This window comes from Marinomonas sp. FW-1 (assembly GCF_005222245.1).
Classification (GTDB): domain Bacteria; phylum Pseudomonadota; class Gammaproteobacteria; order Pseudomonadales; family Marinomonadaceae; genus Marinomonas; species Marinomonas alcarazii.
On the sequence record NZ_CP025987.1, the window covers coordinates 2,474,955 to 2,494,562 of the forward strand.

At 43.9% G+C, this 19,608-nt stretch carries 19 protein-coding genes and 1 tRNA gene; 8 read left to right on the top strand and 12 right to left on the bottom strand.

All coding sequences use genetic code 11. From position 1 onward, the window contains the following. Positions 1 to 19: 19 nt before the first annotated feature. The gene (locus tag C1X04_RS11555) at positions 20 to 628 is read right to left on the bottom strand and encodes a TetR/AcrR family transcriptional regulator (protein WP_137170006.1); all 609 of its coding nucleotides are present in this window, start codon (positions 626 to 628) and stop codon (positions 20 to 22) included. 94 nt (positions 629 to 722) lie between these two features. Here C1X04_RS11555 and C1X04_RS11560 point away from each other — a divergent pair, with 94 nt between their 5' ends. Beyond that, positions 723 to 1,604, top strand: coding sequence for an SDR family oxidoreductase (locus C1X04_RS11560; RefSeq protein ID WP_110573450.1), 882 nt, complete (start codon positions 723 to 725; stop codon positions 1,602 to 1,604). A gap of 256 nt (positions 1,605 to 1,860) precedes the next feature. Here the strand turns inward: C1X04_RS11560 and C1X04_RS18680 are convergent, their stop codons facing one another. The 9 genes from C1X04_RS18680 to C1X04_RS11605 form a co-directional block, all read right to left on the bottom strand. Continuing rightward, on the bottom strand, positions 1,861 to 1,977 hold the full coding sequence (locus C1X04_RS18680) for a hypothetical protein (protein ID WP_254682251.1): 117 nt from the start codon (positions 1,975 to 1,977) through the stop codon (positions 1,861 to 1,863). Continuing rightward, entirely contained in the window at positions 1,974 to 2,123 is a 150-nt protein-coding gene (locus C1X04_RS18685) for a type II toxin-antitoxin system RelE/ParE family toxin (RefSeq protein ID WP_254682379.1), read from the bottom strand. Before C1X04_RS18685 ends, C1X04_RS18680 begins: the two co-directional genes overlap by 4 nt. A 46-nt stretch (positions 2,124 to 2,169) precedes the next feature. Beyond that, the gene (locus tag C1X04_RS11575) at positions 2,170 to 2,427 is read right to left on the bottom strand and encodes a type II toxin-antitoxin system Phd/YefM family antitoxin (RefSeq protein WP_110573452.1); all 258 of its coding nucleotides are present in this window, start codon (positions 2,425 to 2,427) and stop codon (positions 2,170 to 2,172) included. Between the two features lie 369 nt (positions 2,428 to 2,796). Then, complete coding sequence (locus C1X04_RS11580; RefSeq protein ID WP_110573454.1) at positions 2,797 to 3,336, bottom strand: hypothetical protein; 540 nt, start codon at positions 3,334 to 3,336, stop codon at positions 2,797 to 2,799. Between the two features lie 968 nt (positions 3,337 to 4,304). Next, on the bottom strand, positions 4,305 to 4,565 hold the full coding sequence (locus C1X04_RS11585; RefSeq protein ID WP_110573456.1) for a formyltetrahydrofolate deformylase: 261 nt from the start codon (positions 4,563 to 4,565) through the stop codon (positions 4,305 to 4,307). Between the two features lie 252 nt (positions 4,566 to 4,817). Continuing rightward, complete coding sequence (gene purU, locus C1X04_RS11590) at positions 4,818 to 5,678, bottom strand: formyltetrahydrofolate deformylase (RefSeq protein ID WP_110573458.1); 861 nt, start codon at positions 5,676 to 5,678, stop codon at positions 4,818 to 4,820. Between the two features lie 112 nt (positions 5,679 to 5,790). Beyond that, positions 5,791 to 7,956: a bifunctional 23S rRNA (guanine(2069)-N(7))-methyltransferase RlmK/23S rRNA (guanine(2445)-N(2))-methyltransferase RlmL gene (rlmKL, locus tag C1X04_RS11595; RefSeq protein ID WP_137170007.1), complete on the bottom strand. Its 2,166-nt coding sequence runs from the start codon at positions 7,954 to 7,956 to the stop codon at positions 5,791 to 5,793. A 118-nt stretch (positions 7,957 to 8,074) separates the two neighbouring features. Continuing rightward, positions 8,075 to 9,115 (bottom strand): quinone-dependent dihydroorotate dehydrogenase, encoded by a 1,041-nt coding sequence (locus tag C1X04_RS11600; RefSeq protein ID WP_110573462.1) that lies wholly within the window; start codon positions 9,113 to 9,115, stop codon positions 8,075 to 8,077. A 109-nt stretch (positions 9,116 to 9,224) separates the two neighbouring features. Then, on the bottom strand, positions 9,225 to 9,446 hold the full coding sequence (locus C1X04_RS11605; protein ID WP_137170008.1) for a DUF2835 family protein: 222 nt from the start codon (positions 9,444 to 9,446) through the stop codon (positions 9,225 to 9,227). Between the two features lie 111 nt (positions 9,447 to 9,557). Here C1X04_RS11605 and C1X04_RS11610 point away from each other — a divergent pair, with 111 nt between their 5' ends. From C1X04_RS11610 to C1X04_RS11640, 7 genes are read left to right on the top strand one after another with little or no spacing between them, the layout of a single operon-like run. Next, a complete protein-coding gene (locus tag C1X04_RS11610; RefSeq protein ID WP_342767503.1) occupies positions 9,558 to 10,544 on the top strand; it encodes a MoxR family ATPase in 987 nt (328 codons plus the stop codon). 33 nt (positions 10,545 to 10,577) lie between these two features. Then, entirely contained in the window at positions 10,578 to 11,489 is a 912-nt protein-coding gene (locus C1X04_RS11615; protein ID WP_137170009.1) for a DUF58 domain-containing protein, read from the top strand. Further along, the gene (locus tag C1X04_RS11620) at positions 11,489 to 11,992 is read left to right on the top strand and encodes a DUF4381 domain-containing protein (RefSeq protein ID WP_137170010.1); all 504 of its coding nucleotides are present in this window, start codon (positions 11,489 to 11,491) and stop codon (positions 11,990 to 11,992) included. Before C1X04_RS11615 ends, C1X04_RS11620 begins: the two co-directional genes overlap by 1 nt. Then, positions 11,985 to 13,013, top strand: coding sequence for a VWA domain-containing protein (locus tag C1X04_RS11625; protein ID WP_137170011.1), 1,029 nt, complete (start codon positions 11,985 to 11,987; stop codon positions 13,011 to 13,013). Before C1X04_RS11620 ends, C1X04_RS11625 begins: the two co-directional genes overlap by 8 nt. Then, positions 13,010 to 14,746, top strand: a complete 1,737-nt coding sequence (locus tag C1X04_RS11630) for a VWA domain-containing protein (RefSeq protein ID WP_137170012.1) — start codon at positions 13,010 to 13,012, stop codon at positions 14,744 to 14,746. The genes C1X04_RS11625 and C1X04_RS11630 overlap by 4 nt, the downstream gene beginning before the upstream one ends. After that, entirely contained in the window at positions 14,740 to 16,560 is a 1,821-nt protein-coding gene (locus C1X04_RS11635; RefSeq protein ID WP_137170013.1) for a BatD family protein, read from the top strand. Before C1X04_RS11630 ends, C1X04_RS11635 begins: the two co-directional genes overlap by 7 nt. A gap of 30 nt (positions 16,561 to 16,590) precedes the next feature. Then, positions 16,591 to 17,511, top strand: a complete 921-nt coding sequence (locus C1X04_RS11640; RefSeq protein ID WP_368073949.1) for a Dyp-type peroxidase — start codon at positions 16,591 to 16,593, stop codon at positions 17,509 to 17,511. Between the two features lie 111 nt (positions 17,512 to 17,622). On the opposite strand, the gene C1X04_RS11645 is transcribed toward C1X04_RS11640, so the two are convergent. After that, positions 17,623 to 19,449, bottom strand: coding sequence for a SurA N-terminal domain-containing protein (locus tag C1X04_RS11645; RefSeq protein WP_137170015.1), 1,827 nt, complete (start codon positions 19,447 to 19,449; stop codon positions 17,623 to 17,625). Between the two features lie 76 nt (positions 19,450 to 19,525). Further along, a tRNA-Asp gene (locus C1X04_RS11650) sits at positions 19,526 to 19,602 on the bottom strand. Between the last annotated feature and the right edge of the window lie 6 nt (positions 19,603 to 19,608).

The following is a 19,608-nucleotide window of genomic DNA, read 5'->3' on the forward strand; positions in this document are numbered from 1 at the left end:
TCTGGCTTTTAACATAGCTCTACTTCAATATTGAAAGAGCAGCCACGAGTATTTTCTGAACCATCTGCGGATCTTCACCGCGCGCTATCTGAGACGAAGCGTTACTTAGCTGTGCATCGATATAAGTAGCGGCAAATTCTGACGACATCTCTGCAGAAAACTCACCTTTAGCCCTTGAACGCTCTACCCATTTTTGAAAAGTAACAAGACCCTGCTCTTCAAGAAAGTCTACCTGCGCTCGAGTCGCTTCACCCAAATGCGTTCGTGATTCACGCATTTTTATAAAAAGACAGCCATTTGGAGATTCATCATGACAACTAACTGAAGCGGCAAACGATATAAGGTTATCAAGAGCCTCTCTAAATGGAACGTCACTATTCAGCATCTGCTGCACCGGGCTTAAAACTTGTTCCTGATATCTGATAAGAACAGCCTTCATCAATCCATCTTCATTTGAAAACTCACGATAAAGGCCTGGCTTCGATACACCCGATCTCCTGCAAATTTCATTAAGAGACAAACTGCCTATGTCCTCTTTCCAATAGGAATCCATTGCCACATCCAAAACATGATCACGATCCAAGGTCTTTGGTCGTCCCCTTGAAGGCTTAATTGGATCTAAACTCATTTTAATACCACCTAGTATTTTAATTTGACATACTGTTCTTTTGGCCTTATTGTACCGACTGGTATTTAATTAGCAAACCGAATAGGAAAGAAAAATGAGCGATATAAATAAAAGCATAGTGATCACTGGAAGCAGCAGTGGATTTGGCCAAAAATCAGTAAAAGATTTTGCCGATAAAGGCTACCAAGTGTTCGCCACCATGCGAGGCCCAGAAGGCAAAAACGCTGGGGTTAAATCCGAATTAGAAGCCTATAGTGACTCTGTCCATGTTGTTGACATGGATGTTACTAACGACGAATCTGTCAAAACAGCCATTGCAAGCGTACTAGATAAAGCAGGCAAAATTGATATTTTACTTAACAATGCAGGCGTGATGTATCTTGGCATTACAGAAGCATTTAGTATTGACCAAGCTCGCGAGCAAATGGAAACCAACTACTATGGCGCTATGCGTACTATTCTGGCCGTTTTACCTGCGATGCGTGAAGCCAAGTCTGGCCTTATCATCAACACCTCATCCATGGTTGGCCAAATTTCAGCACCGTACTTTTCTACCTACGCCGCGACCAAACATGCTTTAGAAGGCTACCTTCAAGGTTTACGCTACGAAGTAGCGCCATTTGGTATCGATGTCGCCATCGTACAACCTGGCCCATTCCCAACAGGTCTAACAGCATCAGGACAACAACCATCACGTACAGAAATACTGGATAGCTACGGTGAATTGGCACACATCCCGACCGCCATGTTCGAAGAATTCGGTAAATTTATGCAGAGTGATCAAGCACCTAATCCACAAATGGTAGTAGATACTTATTTAGCCCTAGCAGACATGCCTGCTGGTAAGCGCCCAACACGCACACCTGTTGGCTTAGTTTGGGGGGTTGATGAAATTAACGCAGCTAAACAACCTGTCCAAGACCGTGTTTTGACAGAAATGCAACTAGACAAAGTTCTAGGTGGCGCTGACGTATAATATTCGTCATCAGAGGCAAACAATACTTTGCCTCTTTCTAGACCGACATCAAGTGAATGTCGTGTTTGAGAGATAAATTAGAGTCTGAGTGTCTGAATTTAAACATGCTGCAGACTCTTTTTTTAGGATGTATAAAAATGGCTTATGCCACTCCATCTTCATCAAGCCTTATCGTGACCTGCTTCTTAAGCTTTTTTGCGTAAGGTTTTTTGACTGAATTTGAAAAATCATAATGATCACGCATAGCGATAATCCTCTAGTTTTCATCCGTAGTAGACAGTAAATACTTGCGTAAATCTCTTTCGTGCCTCAACAGATGAAGGATATAGACTGAATCGTTATCAACTTTGTAGAAAACACGACAAGGATTCACAGCAATTTCTCGATAATTTCTCGATAATTTAGAGTCGAAATTTCTTCAGGGATTCTGCCAGAGTCAGGGAATTGTTCGAGTCTCTGTACCTTACTGAAAACATTTTCTACTAATTGCTTCGCAGCGTACGGATTACTAACTGCAATATACTCGCAATATCATTCAGATTATCCAGTGCTGGCTCAGTCCAAATTATTTGAGCCATTTACTCATTTTCTCTTTGGCTTGTGACATATCCATTGTTCGACCTTCACGGATGGCCTGCTCGCCCTTCGCAATACCTTCCAAAATCTTCATCCGTTGCACCATCAACTCGTAATCAACAACATCAAGCAAATAGGCTGATGGCTGACCATGCTCAGTTATGAGAATAGGCTCTTTTGACTCACGCAAATCAGCAAGCAGCTTCGTTGCCTGCCTCTTTAACGTAGTAACGACTTCGGTTCTCATAGCGACACCTCAGATGAAAATGTATTTTTACAGTATCACTCCAATTTAAAAAGAACGGATACCTGCCATCACCAGCTGAATATTCCCTCTAGTCTCAATAAGTAGCAAACATTCACCCAACCGATCATGTAGGTCAGATGAGACGAGGAACGAGGCGTGATCTGACGGGACCAGCCTCGTTAAGCATTTGCAATGTGATATTTAAAAGTGAACGCCTTGATAAGACAGGCTTATAAAAAGTAATGTTTATGCTCGTAGGGCTAACGACAGCCTCATAAGGGACAGTGACACGTGGGCTAAAATTGGAGCTAAGCGACTGAGCCTACGTGCTATTGTCCCAGCGAGCCTGCGAGCGAGTTTATGCGTTTGTTAATTACCCTTACCCGCAATTAGTCGGCTTAGCCTGTCCGTAACGGCCTCGCTAATTTTAGCTATAGCCTCAGACGGTATATGAAGAGCGGGGTTTTCACTGGATTCTGTTACAGTTGCACTTCTCAATAGAGTGCCTCTAACAGTCTCCGGCAAATCTGAATTTTGGGCAGCACGAATTTTAGTCAGTGATATTAGAATTTGCTGATGCAAAGAAATTTCTTTCAAGTGAAATCTTAACTGTCCAAAATAAACGAGAAGCCGCGCGACGCACATAGCAATGACCATAAACCCTAAGTTGCTGCTATTGGCAGGAGACGACATTGAGGTTGGGGCGGAGTCCATCGTTTTAATTCCAGCACTTGCAGCGTACTTCATTATGTCAGCAAGGTGTTTGACTTGCGTATCAAGCATTGAGTAGATAAATAGAAATAAAATTGCAGCAAGCATAATCAATAGCCACATAGCCCAATTGATTTGGCCAACCCTTTTTTGATGGTATTTGATCGAGTCTTTTACTTCTTTTATCGAATCCTGCATATAACCTTCCATGGGGAATTAACATCTATAGACACCCCGTTTTTTGCAAGCAAAATCAAGATCTAACAAGAACAGTTTTGCAGCCATCTATTCGGATTTTTAGTAAAGCAATTAATGCTTTTATCCCTGATGCTATTACTGCAAATAAACAGCGCTGACTTAACGCCAATCATTTTCGCCTCTCAGCGAAACGATGTTAGTCCCAGAATGTCCAAGTCATGCTTTTGGTTATCTTGTCATTCGTGTTTTTAACTAAACAAAAACGAGTATTTAAAATTTAATCTAGATCAGGTGAAGGAGAAAGACGTGTTCATTAGATTTGAGTTATCAGCCTGTCTTCCCTGACCTTTCTTTACACAATATAAGAAGCTAAAAACGAAAACCATAAAAATATTGTGTGTTTCTAACGTACAGGCAATTAAGCAGATATAGTTAGGGATAAGCGAAAGAAATAACTACACAGTCGCCCTCACCTTGGAGGACATAAGGGGAATTATTAAGTTGTCGGCCTAAAGGTGTGACCTACCATAGAAAATGAAAGCTTCGCTTTCAACGGCGGATCACGGTCGTACCTCCCTCATCCGCCCTACGAAAACCTGCATTAGCAATGCTATCAGTTCGACGCGACGAAGTTGCGCGACTTTATGGAGTTTCAGGGTCAGTTAAAAATACCCTTCCCTCCACCAGCAAAAACAATCTATGCCTTACGGTAAAAATCGTGTTGCTAAACGCTACCTTAAACAAAGTGAATGAGACGTTTGGGCTATAGCCCGATAAAAGATTTTTTGGTTACTTTTGCATCGATTGGCAAAAGTTACCCGCTCAGCTTTTTCCTGAATTAAAGAGCGGAATAAAGGTTGGGAATACAAAGCGTTTGAATGCCCCCCAAAGAAGAAAGGTTGTCGTATAAAAAAGGCCCCATTTACCTGAGTAGACAAAATGGGGCCAAGGTAGTCGTAGACCTACGATCAATGACGGGTTTGATCTGGGTCGTTGGCTTCGCGCATTCGTTTGCGATGTTCGACAAATTCGTCACTCAGCATGTAATCGCCCTGCTCGGTGTGAGCCAGTGCGCCGCGGTTGACGAGTGCGTCTAACGTTTTTGGCAATACCTTCTGGCGTCGCTCACCTTTGATAAAATAATATTGTTCACCTAATTGGATCAATTTAAAACCAGATTCTAGGTACCCAACACATAAGTTTTGAGTTGGCGTTAACTTGAGTTTCATTGCTCACCTCACATTGCCTGCCGTCTCTTAAATGTAAATCAGTTGATCATTTATCGTTCATATTAACTATAGACTATAGACACTTTTTTCAGGAAGGATAATTTTCTACCTCCAAGATTACAAAATGATAAAAAAAGAAACCTTTCTAGTTATCTTTACCTTTAGCCTACTTCGCGGTTAAACGTTCGCAGAAAGCCAAAAAAAAGGGAAGGCATAAAGCCTTCCCTTTTCACAAACCTTGCAGTGGTTACTTTATTCAGCAAACACCACGGTTTTGTTTCCATGCACTAAAACACGGTCTTCCAAGTGGTAACGCAGTCCACGTGACAGTACGAGTTTTTCGATGTCTTTACCAAGGCGAACCATGTCTTCTGCTGCGTGGCTGTGACGAACTCGAATCACGTCTTGCTCGATAATCGGTCCAGCGTCCAAGTCAGCTGTCACATAATGACAAGTCGCACCAATCAGTTTCACACCACGAACAGCCGCTTGGTGGTAAGGTTTAGCACCAATGAAAGATGGCAAGAAGCTGTGGTGAATGTTGATTACCTTGTAACGGTATTTCTCACACAGGTATTCAGGGAAGATCTGCATGTAGCGCGCCAATACAATGGTGTCGGCACCAGACTGATCAATACAAGCTTCAATTTCTTGGAAGGCTGGCATTTTGTCTTCTTTCGGCACAGGAATGCAGTAGTAAGGGATTTTGTACCATTCGACCATAGAACGAAGATCTTCATGGTTGGCAATCACACCAACGATTTCACAATTCAATTCGCCTGTGTGCCAGCGATGCATGATGTCGTTCAGGCAGTGAGACTCTTTCGTCGCCAACAAGATTACTTTAGGGCGATCTTCACTGTCTTTGACATACCAGCTCATGTCGAATTTTTCGGCAATCGGCGCAAATTCTGTGCGGAAGGTGTCAACATCAATATTTAAGCTTTCTGCATCAATGTCATGACGCATGAAGAACCATTTTTGCTCTAAATCTGTATGGTGACTCGCTTCGATAATTGAGCCTTGGCGTTCGTTCAAAAACTCACTCACCGCCGCTACAATCCCCACTCTGTCGGGACAACTAATCACAAGTCGAAATGTTTTCTTTCTCATAGTAAAACTTATAAACCTTAAAAACTCTTTAAAAGTCAAAAAAGGCTAAACACGATGTTTAGCCTTAAAAAAACGTCAGCGGATTATACCTAATTCGCTTACTTATTCTTAGTTACTTGTTCTTAATAATGTAACACTGGTGGATCTTGTCGTTACGATCAAAATCTGGGTCCAGTGTTTCACGAGTGATGTTTTTCACATCGTATTCTTGCTCTAAGGATTCGTCCAACACAAAACGACGATAGTTATTAGAGAAGATAAGCTCGCCACCTCTTGCCAGTCTTGCCATTGCTAAGCGAACCAGTTCGCCATGGTCGCGCTGAATGTCTAACACGTCCGCCATTTTTTTCGAGTTCGAAAACGTCGGTGGATCCATGAAGATCAAGTCAAACTTATCGCGACTTTGTTTTAGCCATTCAATGCAGTCTGCACGCTCTACCTGATGATCACGATCTGAAAATTCATTCAATTCGATATTACGACGCGCCCATTCTGTGTAAGTGTTCGACATGTCGACACTCAATGAACTGCGCGCACCACCTTGCCCAGCATGAACCGACGCCGTCGCGGTGTAGCAGAACAGGTTTAAGAAACGAACGCCATTGGCTTTGTCTTGAATCAGTTTACGCACTGGGCGGTGATCTAAGAACAAGCCGGTATCCAAATAATCTTTTAGATTAACGATGAATTCACAACCGTATTCTTCTACAATCATTTCGTGTTTCGTTTGATCGAATTTTTCGTATTGCTCTTTGCCTGTCTGTCTTTGGCGCTGTTTCAGAATCACATTGGCTTCTGAAATATTGAGCGCGGTTGGAATGGCGGACATGACTTCAAACAAACGCTGTTTGGCTTTTTCAGGGTCAACACTCTTTGGCGCTTGGTATTCTTGCACATGCGCCCAATCGCCATAAATATCAATTGCAACCGCGTATTCTGGCATGTCTGCATCGTAAACGCGGTAACACTGGATCTTGTTTTTTTCGACCCATTTCTTCAATTTCTTGGCGTTCTTTTGCAGGCGGTTAGCGAACATTTGCGCGCCTGGGGTCATCACAGATTGCGCAACCACGTCTTCTTTGATGTTGCCAGCCAGCAAAGGAAAACGATAAGCACGACATTCAATGCCACCGTTGATAACGCGCGTGCTTTTCTCTGGTCGAACAGGTATTTGACGTGCTAAATGATCATTACTGGTCAGCATCATAAATTGCCAACCACGCACATTCGTGACAACCCATTCCCCTAATTGGCGATACAAGGCGATCAACGCCATTTCATCACCAATACGCTCACCGTAAGGTGGGTTGGTAATCACAAGACCCGGTACATCTGGCAGGATGTCGAACTCATGCTCTTGGAACGGGGTCATGCTGACATCAATCACACCGGTTAGTCCTGCGCGTTTAATGTTTTCACGGGCCGCCGCGATGGCTTTTTGCTCTCGATCTGTACCTTGGAAACGAATACCTAATGTTGCTGGGTCTTTTTTACGATTCTTCGCGAAATCCATCAGCTGTTGCCACATACGGTGATCATGCTGCTTCCAGCCTTTGAATCCCCAGTATTGGCGACGTAACCCCGGTGCGATGCCTAAAGACATCAAGGCCGCTTCTACAAGAAACGTCCCTGAACCACACATTGGGTCGATCAATTGCGTTAAACCACAATCTGTTCCCCAGCCAGCACGCAGCAAGAGACCAGCGGCTAAGTTTTCTTTCAGCGGTGCCATGCCGCCATGTTGGCGGTATCCACGGCGGTGCATACTTTCGCCAGACAAGTCGATACTCACCGTTACAACTTCGCGTTTAATACGCAAAGCAATACGCACTTCTGGCTGTTCTTTTTCGACGTTAGGACGTTCGCCGGTTAAGGCGACGAAATAATCGGCAATCGCGTCTTTCGCACGAACAGCACCAAATTGAGTGTTACGAATATGGTGATTGGTGCCATGACAGTCGATTGCCATGGTATTCGTTGCTTTCATGTGGTCGGACCACTGAATCGCTTTCACGCCATCGTATAAGTCATCAGCCGATTCCATTTTGAAACTCGCAATCGGCAACATGACGCGTGTCGCTACGCGAGACCACAAGCACGCTTTGTACATGCCTTCTAAATCTGTGGTCAGTTTAACCTGTGCTTCACCCAATCGCGTTTGCGTTAGGCCTTCACCATGCAACTCTTTTTCCAAGACATTTTCTAACCCAAGTGGGCAGGTTATTTCTAATGCGTAAACCTGACTTGTTGAATCAGTTGTCTGTAATATAGTGCTCATTTATAAAATACTTTTTTAAATTTCAATGAATGTTGCAAGACACATAAAGAAGGCGGAATCAGATTCCGCCCATCCAACGAAACGCAGTAATACGCGCCTTGCTTTTAGTTCGATATTATTAAATACCCAGATCAAGCTCTCGGTAATAAGCATCAGTGCTTGCTATCGCTTCCTTGATTAACTCTGGGCCTTGGTAAATAAAGCCTGAGTAAATTTGTACTAATCGTGCCCCAGCTTGCAGCTTTTCAACAGCGTCTGCGCCACTTGAAATACCGCCTACACCAATCACTGGCAAGGTGTCTTTCAGGTGTTCCGTTAAGGTTCTTACTACATGAGTCGATGCATCACGTACTGGCGCGCCGCTCAAACCACCCGCTTCTTTTTCGAACCTATGACCTTGCACCGCTTCACGAGACAAGGTGGTATTGGTGGCAATGATACCATCAACGCCCTGCTCAACCAGTGTGTCTGCCACCATTTTAATTTCATCGTCCGTCATATCAGGGGCAATTTTCACTGCTAATGGAACACGCTTACCATGTTCGGCTTCATAACGGTCGCGAGCAACAATTAGAGGCGCAATAAGCTGAGCCAAACTTTCACCAAATTGCAGGCTACGAAGGCCAGGAGTATTGGGTGAGCTGATGTTCGCCGTAATGTAATCTGCGAATGGAATTACGTTTTCTAAACAGGTCAAATAATCGGCGGCGGCGTCGTCTACTGAGGTCGTTAGATTCTTGCCAATATTGACGCCCAATATCCCTGGGTAACGATGGGATTTAATACGCGAAACTAGGTGATCAACACCTTTGTTGTTAAACCCCATGCGGTTAATAATGGCGTCATGCTCTGGCAAACGAAACAAACGCGGTTTCGGATTACCTGCTTGCCCTTTTGGCGTCACGGTTCCGACTTCCACAAAACCAAAACCTAATGCGCCCAAGGCTTCGAAAGCGTCAGCATTTTTGTCTAAACCTGCTGCCAAGCCAACCGCGTTAGGAAAGCGCAATCCCATAACGTCGACAGGCTTAGTCGCAGGTAAACCGCCTAGAAATCTGTTCAACCCCAATCGACTGCTTGCTGCAAGAAGATCCAATGACAATTCATGGGACACTTCTGGGTCCAATTTAAAAAGTAACGAGCGAGCAAGTTGGTACATTGTTAGGGCTCCTTGGCAGTTAAGGTCAGGTACATACTTTATCTGAGCTTTGCTATTTAATAATGTTATCTAATTCGATCTATATAACTTTACGCTGTCTAATCTTAGACTATCTAATTTTAGTGACGGCAATCAGTTTATTTCTATCGTCAAATTCTACTTCAAAAAAACCATAAATCCCTTCATGGGTGACGAACCGCTGAAAAGCCGACAATGGCAACTGAACTTTACGTCCATCTAGACAGTTTGCTACTAAGTTTTTTGCTGAACCTGCGTACATAGCTTCATATTTAAACGCGGGCAAAGCCACATTTAATACAAGTTTTGCCATTTTTTCGTCCTGTACTTACGTTACCCTTACAGAGAACGCTCTGTGCGTAAAGATTTGAATCCGATAAGATGAAGACTATTATATTGCGTTGACACTTTTATTGACAGAAGTATAAGGAACCTTGGTTCAATGGTAACTGTAATTGAGCAATTAAAAGATCACCTAAATCACGCCGTTGTCGGCCAACCAGATTTAACTCATGAACTACTTGTCGCTTTAATCGCCAATGGCCATGTGCTGTTAGAAGGGCCTCCAGGCATAGCCAAAACTACAGCAGCCAAAGCATTGGCCAGCTCTATAAACAGCCGTTTTCAACGCATTCAATTCACACCAGACCTTTTACCAGGCGATGTCACTGGGTCTGATGTTTATCAGCAAGAAACAGGTCAGTTTAGTTTTATCCCCGGCCCTATCATGAACGACATTGTGCTTGCGGACGAAATAAACCGCGCGCCAGCCAAAGTGCAATCGGCATTGCTCGAAGCCATGGGCGAAGGACAAGTCACAGTCGGGAATCACAGCTACCCGCTTTCGTCTTTATTTTTTGTTATTGCGACCCAAAACCCCATTGAGCAAGAAGGCACTTATCCTTTGCCAGAGGCTCAACTTGACCGCTTTATGATGAAGATCAATCTAGGTTACCCAAGTGCCGCTAGCGAATTGGAAGTACTGCGGTTGGTTCGTCAACAAGACCTACATAAAACCTCGGCAAGCAAGTCACAGCCTCTTTGCCAGCCCAGCGACATTCTGGAACTTCAACATAAAGCTTTGTCTTTGTATATGTCAGAAAGTGTTGAACAATACATAGTCCAGCTGGTTATGGCGACCAGACAACCAGAACTGTATTTAGGCGACGCCGGCAAGGGCACAAACTTAATTGAATTTGGTGCTAGTCCACGTGGTACTTTGGCTCTAGATCGTTGCGCTCGCGCCAATGCCTTATTAAATGGCAGAGACTTTGTTACACCTGATGATGTTCGTCAGATTGCTTTGCCCGTGTTGCGCCATCGCATTATTACTACGTTCGAAGCACAAGCCGCCGGTTTATCCGTTGATGATTTATTGAAGCGATTGATTAGCCACGTTCCAGCGCTGTAGTTTAAAGAATCGCAATACAAGGCAGCCAGTACGATGAGCCCATTATTATCACCTGAATCTCCAGAGCTAGATGACGCCCATTTTGCTCTGTTGGCGAATTATGCCAAACATTTAGGACGCGCCCCCAAAGCCATTCGTTTTGCGACGAATAATGGCGAGCGTCGCTCACGACAAAAAGGTCATGGCATGGAAATGCTTGAGCTTCGCGCCTACCAAGCCAGTGATGATTTACGCCATATAGATTGGCGGGTAACCGCGCGAACAGGCCAAGCGCATACGCGTTTGTATGCACAGGAAAATGACCACCAGCGACTTTTGTTATTGGACCTATCCAGCAGCGCGTATTTTGGTACGCGTCATACTTTTATCTCTACTCGCTTTATCCAATTAGCTGGCATTATTGCATGGCGTTCCAAACAACAAGGCGACACTTTGTCTTATCGGATCGCTTATGGAAACCAAGACTTTGCCAGCAATAAATCAGGGACTCTGCCAATATTGCTGAACGCCCTTAAAGAGGCCTCGATAGTTGACAATAGAGTCAAGGGCAGCAGCGCTTCCAGCATTTGGTCTAATTTCCTGCTGACCAGTAAAGCTCACAACAAAGACGTGATCATATTGACGGATAAGCAAAGCTGGAATCAAGATGAAGAAAGTGCGCTAATGAAGCTGGCGGAACATAATACCGTGCACTGGATCCAAATCATCGACAGCAACGCCTTTAATTTACCCTCTGGGCAATATCAAATGGCAGACACTAAAGGCATAAGAACTGTTTCGATTAGCAAGAAAAGCATGCAGCAAGCCAAAGCGGACTTTTTCAGCCAAAATACGCTAATGCGTAAAAAGCTGGCCTCTTTTGGTATTCGCCATCAAATATTTGATATCACCGAATCACCAGAGAAAATCGCCCGCTATTTACTATCACAAGGAGCGCTTCACTGATGTCTGCGGCACTGACTCCTTTACAATCACAAGCGCAAACACAGGCAATCGACTTACCAAACAAAGCGTATATGTTGCCTCAATCTATTCCTATGTGGCCACCAGCTTGGTGGACTTGGCTGGTTGTCGCGGCCATTGCTCTCGTCGTTATTGGCTTGCTCGTTTTGTGGTATCGACGCCACCAAAAGCAAGCTTATCGGCGAGAAGCCTTATCGAACATTCGCAAAAACGCGAACGACCTAACGGATAAAGAGTGCATTGAGCTTTGCCATGAAATGGTTAGACGCTGTTTAATAAGTGAAGGCAAAATCGAAACCGCTGCCCTCCCAAGCCACACGCTGTTTTCTTCATTGGATGCTTCTATGCCGAAAAAACGTCAGTTTGCCTCACTTGCCGGCGAGTTTATTGACGGCCCTTATAGAAACCAAATTGAGTTAACCCAAGAACAACGCAGCACCATGATTAAATACACTTGTTACTGGATAAGGAAGCACCATGCTTGAATTGTCTTGGCCTTGGTTTCTCCTGCTTTTACCCTTGCCTGTTATTATGTATTTTCTCCCCAAAGCCAAACCAAAAGGAGATGGTATTTGGTGGGGAAACAGCGAACACGTTATTAATCATCAAGATAACAAAGCCATCAGCAAGCGCCCTAGCCTTGGCTACCTGTGCTTGATCATGTCTTGGGTTTTATTGGTCTTGGCAATCACTCAACCTGTGTGGCTGGGTGAGCCGACAAAAGTAACCCCGTCGGGTCGTGATTTGCTGATTGCTCTGGATCTATCTGGCAGCATGCAAGTCAGTGATATGACTTTGAATGACCAACCTGCAAACCGATTAGAGGCCGCCAAATCGGTCTTATCCGACTTTATCCAAGCGCGCCGTGGCGACCGTATTGGGGTCATTGTATTTGGCTCAAAAGCCTACCTTCAAGCGCCATTAAGTTTTGATACCAAGACGATCAACCAATTGGTTCAAGAAGCTCAGATCGGCTTTGCCGGCGAACAAACGGCCATTGGCGACGCGATTGGATTGAGCATTAAAAGGCTCGAAGACAAACCATCCGATAAAAAAGTGCTGATTTTAATGACCGATGGCGCAAACACGGCAGGACGGGTGCAACCTCTACAAGCCGCTGCATTTGCAGCGTCGCAAAATGTCCGTGTTCACACCATAGGGATTGGCGCAGACAGCATGATCGTACAAAGTTTCTTTGGCCCAAAAGCCATTAACCCATCTACCGATCTAGACGAAACACTACTAAAGAATATTGCCGCTCAAACCGGAGGCGAATATTTCCGCGCCAAGAGTACGCAAGATTTACAAGCCATTTATCAAACGCTGGACGCACTAGAACCCACACCTACCGAAGATATTTGGCAACGACCCTTAACCAGTTTGTTCCATTGGTTAGGTCTTGGCTCTCTCGTCTTTTTAGTGTTGTCGCTACTTGCTAGCCAACAACTTCAATTTAAAAAATCTTCTCGCCGTAGCAGCGCACCTCATCGAGGAGATCAAGCATGATACTTTTTGACATTATTCATTTTGAACGCCCTTTATGGCTTATTTTATTACCAATCACCTTATTAATAGCGTTCTTAGTTACGACCAAAAGCGCCAACAGCCGCACTCTTAATAAGGTGGTTGACCAACGCCTAATGCAACATTTGGTCTACAAAAATACGGCCAGCAACATAAATAAATGGCTCGGATTCGCCGCCGTTTCATTATGCTGGATCGGGCTAGCAGGCATTAGTTGGACCAAAGCCCCAAGCACCATGTTTGAAAACACCCAAAAAACAATCTTGGTTGTCGACCAGTCTATGTCAATGTACGCCACAGACCTTAAACCCAATCGTCAAACCCAACTAAAGCAAACCATTCGAGACATATTAGACAATAGCAAGGAAGGCGAAATAGCTTTAGTCGCATTTGCGGGCGAAGGCTTTGTCATTAGCCCTTTTAGCCAAGACAGAGAGACCATTACCCATTTTTTACTCGCATTAGATCCGCTTATTATGCCGGTATACGGCAGCAACTTAACCAGTGGCATCGAATCTGCCTTATCGCTTAGTCCAAATAGTGCCGAACCTGTGCATCTTATTGTGTTAACCGATGACTTAAGCGAACAAGACCAGAACACTATTCCCGCGTTACTTAAGGGCAAAAACATACAACTAGACCTGATTGCCGTCGGAACCCAAAACGCCTCCATCATTAAATTACCAGATGGGCAGATCCTGAGAAAAAATGGCCGAAATGTCATGCCTACAACCCCGGTCGACAATTTAAAAGCGTTAACCACCTCACTTGGCGGCCGCTTTTATCAAGGACGTTTGACACCTCAGTCGTTAGCCGACATAACAGATACCGCATTGAGCAATGAGCAGACTCAGAAAGCGCAAAACAAAAGCATTCATTGGATAGAGCAAGGCCACTGGTTTGCCCTGCCCTTTTTGCTTTGGCTGGCCTTCCAGTTTAGAAAAGGCATGCTCTTTATGCTGCTGCTAAGTGTGCTGTACTTTCCTTCTGACAAATCATACGCAGACCCACTGGATTGGTTTCTAACCCCCGATCAAAAAGGCCAACAAGCGGTCGATCAAGGTAATTGGCAAGCGGCTGATCAATACTTTCAACAGCCAGAATGGAAAGCCGCTTCGTCGTACGCATTAGAAAACTACCCAGAAGCCGTTAAACAACTGAACAACTTAAATAGAAATGCCGCAGATAATTACAATCTAGGCAATGCTTTAGCATTATCCGGCGAAACCGACCAAGCCATACAGGCTTATGAAAAAGCCCTAGAGCAAGACCCATCGTTAAAAGCCGCCAAAGAGAATCTTGAGTATTTAAAGAAACAGCAGCAAGAACAGCAGAAGAAAGACCAACAACAAAAAGAGCAACAAAAGTCTAAACAACAGAACCAAGACAAGAATCAGGACAAGCAATCCGATTCTAGTGACCAAAATGACTCAAAAGATGAGCAAGAAGCAAAAAAAGACGATAAAAATAACGAAAAACAAGACAACACCAAAACTCCTGAGGATAATAAGCAAAATGAAAACTCAGACGAGCCAGAGCCAAGCGAGTCAGAAAAAGCTCAGCTAGATAAAGAAAAAACGCAGGCACTTAACCAGTGGCTAAGACAAATCCAAGACGACCCAGGATTGCTACTGCAGCGTAAGCTCTGGTATTTACACCAAGAAAAACGCAATGAAAATAGATTTTCGCAAGAGGATGGGCAAAACCCATGGTAATGAAGCAATACCTTCTTTCATTAATATCGCAAAACAAGCCACATCGCTTGTTTGTCTCACTAATGACAACTTTGCTTTTTATTATAGTATCAAGCTCACTTCATGCCGCCAGCGTTACCGCTTCTCTTAATAAAAATGTTGCCAATGAAAACGAAGTTGTTCAACTGACTCTTCGTGCTGACTTCTCAGATACAGGCAACGGCCCTGACCTGACGCCACTAGAGCGCGACTTCGAAATTTTAGGTAAAAGCCAAAACAGTCAATTTAGCTTTAATTTAGGCACGAGTACGGCCCTTAATTTTTGGGTTATTACCTTGATGCCAAAATCCGTTGGTACGGTTGAAATCCCTCCTATCAAAATAGGCGACCTTGAATCTCAACCCATTCGCTTGACCGTAAAAAGTTCGCCTCAGCTTTTGGATGGCAATGGCAATCCGCCCGTGATGATCAAAACGGAAGTGTCTGAAGTAGAGCCTTACCTACAGCAAGAAGTCATTTTAAGCGTCAAACTTTATACTTCTGTGGCCTTACAAAATGCAAATCGCTCAGTGCCATCACATCCAGACCTTGTGTTAGAAAGACTGATTGATGATCAAGTGGATTATCAAACCGTTAATGGCACACAATATCAGGTTATTACTCGTGAATATTTAGCTTTTCCGCAACGCAGCGGGCAACTCACTATTCCACCACAAACTATTCAGGCGATGATAAATACATCGACAGGACGACGAATGATTAAGGTGCAAAGTGAGCCTCTTAACCTTCAAGTCACTCCTATTCCAGCAAGCTTTACAGGCGACGCTTGGCTACCAAGTAAAAAAGTAACGGTATCGACCAGTTTGGATAAAACAAACGATGCGCCACGCGTGGGTGACACATTAATTTGGACAATTGATATCAAAGCCGAAGGGGCGCTACCAGAGCAGATTCCAACACTGGATTTTAATAGCACTCGTAACTACAAGCTGTATCCAAAACCACCTCAGTTTAGCAACCAAAAAAATGCAGCGGGCGTGACGGGGAATCAAACAATCGTAGTTGAAGTTGTGCCAACCGAGGAAGGGAAATTATCGCTGCCTGATATAAACATTACCTACTGGAACACTGACGAAAGAGCCATTAGTGTCGCGAGTGCCTCAACCGACACTATTGATATTGCCCCTCTTCCCAACAGTTCTGCTCAGTCCGATGGCGCAACAACAAGCAACAAGCCAACAATCAGTGACCCTTTACCAGCGCAAAGTCGGTCTGTCGCGCCCATCTCTTTAGCTAAAAAGGCGGTTGAGCCTACCAAAACAGAACCGCAACCCGACTTGCTACCAACCCCATCAAGCGAGGGTAAATCACTGCGTGACTACCTTATTAGTGGCTTGCTGATTTTGACTGTTCTTTTGCTAGGCGCATGGCTGTTCATTTGGCTAAAACGTAAAAAGCAAGACGTGAATACAGACCATGATGTGCCGACACTGCAAGAGTTTGCTCCTCTGAGCACAGTGAACGAAGAAAGCGCTTATAAAGCATTAATCGCTTGTTGCCAGCAAGACAACTTACAATCGTTAAGACCAAGCCTATTAGAGTGGGCTCGCCACCGCTGGGGAGATGATGAAATACGCAGCGTAGATGACATCAAACGCCTAACATCAGTACAAGTTACACAACTGCTGATGGAAGCTGAAATCATGCTTTATTCGAATAATCCGGCGCACGAGTGGCAAGGTGAACCACTGGCAGATGCTTTAGAAGAATTTACAAGCGGGCAAGAAAAGCCCTCTAAAGCCAGTCAACTAAAAACACTCTATCCCAATTTTTAATGAATGCTATTGCCTAAAAGGACCACCATGATGACACCATATCAATCCGGCATTGTTGCCGAAGCTTCAAGTGATGCTCTTTTTATTACACTGAATGCAAATAGATCCGAAATTAGCAGCCTTAAAAGCGCCCTAGCGGCCGCTCCTGAACTTATTGAAGGACTTCAAGCACAATTCCCAGATGCTGAACTTCACGCCGCTGTAGGCCTTAGCAGCTTAATATGGGACGAATTAGACACTGAGCGACCAAAGTTTCTTGCGCCTTTTCCTCATATCACAGGCAAAGACATCGAACTGCTACCAACGGACGTTGACTTGGTTCTGCATATTCGCTCTTCTCGTCATGATGTCACTTACCAATTGGCTAGCATTCTTTTTAAAGCGCTTGGAAAAAGCGTTATTCTAGTCGATGAAGTCAGCTGCTTTAAATATCTGGATAACCGAGACTTAACAGGTTTTGTAGATGGCACAGAAAACCCAGCGGGTGAACAGCGTAAAGCCGTTGCCCTCGTTGGCGATGAAGACCCTAGCTTTAAACAAGGTTCGTATTTTAATCTGATGCGCTTTGTTCATGATCTGGAAAAATGGGAACAAGAAGACTTAAAAACCCAAGAAGATATCTATGGACGCACCAAACATACGAACCAAGAATACCCTTCAGCCGAAAAGTCTGTTCACGCTCATACCAAACGTACGTCATTGAAAGATGAGAACGGCAATTCTTTGGAAATTTTACGTCATAGCATGCCCTTTGCGTCTTTAACAGAAAAAGGCCTAATGTTTGCCAGCTACAGCAAAACCCCTGTTATTTTTAACATGATGTTAGAAAGCATGGTGAAAGGTGACGAGAACGGCAACACAGACCACTTAATGAAGTACACCCAAGCAACAACAGGACAAGCATTCTTCGTCCCATCCAATGATTGGCTGAGATCTTGCGCCAACAAATAGCGTACAGCTAATCGATACTAAGCAAAAACTAACGCCCAATAAAAAAGCCACTTCAAATTGAAGTGGCTTTTTAGTTTGTTATCAATCTATTGCAAGAAATACATCGAGCGATTAACGCTCGATTTCCGCATTATTCTTTAATAGATTTTGCTGAGCTTGCGTATTCAAACTCGCTTGAGTTTGGTTTAGGTAGCGCTCGTAAGCCAATTTCTGATCATCAGAAAGTGTCAAATCACCAACTGAAACCTCATTTAAGCGAATCAAAACCAAATCACCGTTAGATAGGTTTTCGATACTCTCAACAGGGGCATTTGCTTCTGGGTGTGGCAATGCAAAAGCCAACGAAGTAATTTCGTCTTGCCCGCGCTTAGCCGCTTCAACAGAAGTCCATGACGCTGAATTAGATTCTTTCACTTTTTCAGCTTTAGCCTTCAACGATTCCAATGCCTTCTTCTGCACAACGATAGAAGCAACCTGCTCTTTCGTCTCATCGTACGTTTGGAAGGATTCTGGCTTGTGATCATTCAAGTGCACAACAACCACTTGGTCATCGTTAAGCTCAATCAGACTACTATTTTGACCATCTTCCAAGACTGTCACATCGTACGCCGCAGCAATCACTGCTGGGTTACTGGTGATCTCATCAGTACCGCCTTCTCGACCAAAGTACGCACTCTGAAGAATATCAACACCATACTCTTTGGAGATTGCATCCAATTTATCGCTGGCATACGCCAAGTCAGTGATGTCTTCATGCGCTGTTAGCAATGCATCTCTGGCTTTATCTTGACGTAGGCTTTCTTCTAACTCTGCTTTTTTAGAAGCAAAGCTTGGAACATCTGGCTTGGTAATATCATCCAACTTTATTAGGTGATAACCATACTGGGTTTTAGCCTGTTCAACATCGCCTTTTTTCATAGAAAATAAGACTTTATCAAATTCATCACCCATGGTGCCTTGCTCAACATAACCTAAGTTACCAGCATCATTTTTCGAACCGATATCATCAGAATACTCTGCGGCCATATCCGCAAAGCTTGCGCCTGATTTTAACTTAGCCTGAATTTCATCGATAAGTGCTTGCGCTTCTTCGTCTGATCTTTCTGATGTATCGATCAAGATATGTGACGCAGACCTTTCTTCTTTAGACAGGCTTGAGATAAAAGCTTGGTAAGCGTCTTGAAGTTCTGTATCAGTAACATTCACTTTGTTGTAAAAATCTGAGCTAGAAATCACAACATAGTTCAGCTTAACCTGCTCTGGCGTCTTAAAGCTGTCTTTGTTTTCATCGTAATAGGCTTTTAGTTCTTCATCCGTCACGCTAGTGATTTCTGATTCATCAGCCAATGAAAAAGATACGTAATCATACGATCTTGTTTGAGATTGAAGCTTAGAAACGCCTTCTACTTGATACGGTAAAACAAACTCCGACCCAGCAATCGCATTGCGTGGCTGCTGAATAAGCACATCTTGTTTAATACGCTCTTTAAAAGCTAGAGGTGTAAATCCAAGTGAGCGAATGAAATTAAGGTATTTATTTTCATCAAATTGGCCATTGGTTTGAAACTGTTCAGCCTGTAATAAATACGCATTCACTTGAGCATCAGAAACACCCAAGCCTAATTCTTTTGCTTGATTGGATAATACAGCACGCTGAATAAGCTCATCCAATGCTCGACGTTGCAGCAAGTTGTCTTCTAACAACGCTGGATTAATTTGCCCACCCATCATCGAAATTAATTGTCTGCGTTGTGTTTCTGCACCTTGCAGCATTTGCGTTCGGCTGATATCAACACCATCAACTTCTGCAACTTTATCGGATGAACCAAAACTTTGAACCAAGGCATCTACGCCAAATAGAGCAAAAGTCACAACGATAAAACCAACAATGATCTTTACCACAATTCCTTGTGACTTATCTCTGATATCCTGGAGCATTACTGCCTCCAAATGAGTGAATTAAATGTCCAATAAAAAAGGTGCATTCCGCTTGGAATACACCTTTTGTGTCTAATGGCGGAACAGACGGGACTCGAACCCGCGACCCCCTGCGTGACAGGCAGGTATTCTAACCAACTGAACTACTGCTCCAAAAAC